This window comes from Ignatzschineria indica (assembly GCF_003121925.1).
GTDB classification, from domain to species: domain Bacteria; phylum Pseudomonadota; class Gammaproteobacteria; order Cardiobacteriales; family Wohlfahrtiimonadaceae; genus Ignatzschineria; species Ignatzschineria indica.
In genome coordinates this window covers 1-2,518 of sequence record NZ_QEWR01000016.1, presented here as the reverse complement: position 1 = coordinate 2,518, position 2,518 = coordinate 1, and the positions used below count along the sequence as shown (strand labels likewise).

Genomic DNA, 2,518 nt, shown 5'->3' with positions numbered 1-2,518 from the left:
GTTCTGTAAGCCTGTGAAGATGGACTCGTAAGAGCCGTTGGAGGTATCAGAAGTGCGAATGCTGACATAAGTAACGTTAATGCGTGTGAAAGACACGCACGCCGAAAGACCAAGGTTTCCTGTTCAACGTTAATCGGAGCAGGGTGAGTCGGCCCCTAAGACGAGGCAGAGATGCGTAGTCGATGGGAATCAGGTTAATATTCCTGAACTCTCGTATCATGCGATGGAGGGACGGAGAAAGCTAGACCAGCTGGTGATTGGTATACCAGTGTAAGCAGGTAGGCAGAGATCTTAGGCAAATCCGGGATCTCAATGCTGAGATGTGAATGCGAGGAGGTTACGACCTCCGGAGTGGTTGATGCTATGCTTCCAAGAAAAGCTTCTAAGCTATAGTGATATGAGAACCGTACCCCAAACCGACACTGGTGGTTGGGATGAGAATTCTAAGGCGCTTGAGAGAACTCGGGTGAAGGAACTCGGCAAAATCGTACCGTAACTTCGGGAGAAGGTACACCTTCCTTGGTGAATGCTTTACGCAGTAAGCTGAGGAGGGTCGCAGTGAAAAGCTGGCTGCAACTGTTTATCAAAAACACAGGACTCTGCAAACACGAAAGTGGACGTATAGGGTCTGACGCCTGCCCGGTGCTGGAAGGTTAATTGATGGGGTTAGCGTAAGCGAAGCTCTTGATCGAAGCCCCAGTAAACGGCGGCCGTAACTATAACGGTCCTAAGGTAGCGAAATTCCTTGTCGGGTAAGTTCCGACCTGCACGAATGGCGCAATGACGGCCAGGCTGTCTCCACCCGAGACTCAGTGAAATTGAAATCGCCGTGAAGATGCGGTGTACCCGCGGCAAGACGGAAAGACCCCGTGAACCTTTACTATAGCTTTACAGTGGATTTTGAATCTTTTTGTGCAGGATAGGTGGGAGGCTTTGAAGCTAAGACGCTAGTTTTAGTGGAGCCATCCTTGAAATACCACCCTGAAAGTTTTGGAATTCTAACTTAGATCCATCATCTGGATTAAGGACATTGTATGGTAGGTAGTTTGACTGGGGCGGTCTCCTCCGAAAGAGTAACGGAGGAGTACGAAGGTACCCTCAGCCCGGTCGGAAATCGGGCTATTGAGTGCAAAAGCAAAAGGGTGCTTGACTGCGAGACAGACACGTCGAGCAGGTACGAAAGTAGGTTTTAGTGATCCGGTGGTTCTGTATGGAAAGGCCATCGCTCAACGGATAAAAGGTACTCCGGGGATAACAGGCTGATTCCGCCCAAGAGTTCATATCGACGGCGGAGTTTGGCACCTCGATGTCGACTCATCACATCCTGGGGCTGTAGTCGGTCCCAAGGGTATGGCTGTTCGCCATTTAAAGTGGTACGCGAGTTGGGTTCAGAACGTCGTGAGACAGTTCGGTCCCTATCTGCCGTGGGCGTTGGAAATTTGAGAGGAGCTGCTTCTAGTACGAGAGGACCGAAGTGGACGTATCTCTGGTGGTCCGGTTGTCATACCAATGGCATAGCCGGGTAGCTACATACGGACGGGATAACCGCTGAAAGCATCTAAGCGGGAAGCCCACCTCAAGATTAGATTTCCCTAGGGGTTTAACCCCTCTGAAGGTCCGTCGAAGACTACGACGTTGATAGGTTGGGTGTGTAAGTGCAGTAATGCATTGAGCTTACCAATACTAATTGACCGTGAGGCTTGACCATATAATAGGTCTTAGACAATTTTGATACGAGACATGATCGTTTCCAAAGTTGACGCGAATACAAACAACTTAAGCAATTCAATCAGACATTGCTGTTACTAACCAACTAATCAAATTTATTCGTGAGTGGAGTGCAAGATAAAATGCAGAGATGCATCCGCACTTCAAGCACAAGCCAGTTTTCCTGGGGAAAATAGCGCTATGGAACCACCTGATCCCATCCCGAACTCAGAAGTGAAACGTAGCAGCGCCGATGGTAGTGTGGGAGATCCCATGTGAGAGTAGGTCAACCCCAGGGCTTCATTAAGAGCTCCTAGCTAATTAGCTAGGAGCTTTTTCTTTGTCTGGATTTTTTATTCTTAAGAAAGCTCCTGGAGTTGCGGGAGCCAACTACTTCATTCTTTTAACCAATGCATGCCCGCAGTTTGGACATCTTCGATGCCCCTTGCCGGCACGCAGTTTTTGGAAGAACGTGATAGTGAGGACCGGCAGCTCATCAGCCCCTGTTTGTTCTAGGGTTTGAACTTATAAGAGGATTTATTGAGTGGCGGGAGCCGACTATCTCACTCTTATCACAACTGTATGCCCGCCGGTCGGCATCTTTGATGCCTTTTGCCGGCATGCAGTTTTTGTAAGAACGTGATAGTGAGGACTGGCAACTCATCAGCCTTTGTTGCCTCAACTCATCATTTTTATGATTCTTAAGAAGATACGTGGAGTTGCGGGAGCCGACTATTTCACTCTTATCACAACTATATGCCCGCCGGTCGGCATTTTCAATGCCTTTTGCCGGCACGCAGTTTTTGGAAGA

2 rRNA genes are annotated in these 2,518 nt (G+C 48.8%); both read left to right on the top strand.

What is annotated here, in order from left to right:
- Positions 1-1,708: ribosomal RNA gene (locus DC082_RS10565) — 23S ribosomal RNA — on the top strand; the annotation flags it as partial.
- Positions 1,709-1,890: 182 nt separating this feature from the next.
- Positions 1,891-2,005 (top strand): 5S ribosomal RNA (rrf, locus tag DC082_RS10560).
- The last annotated feature ends 513 nt before the right edge of the window (positions 2,006-2,518 follow it).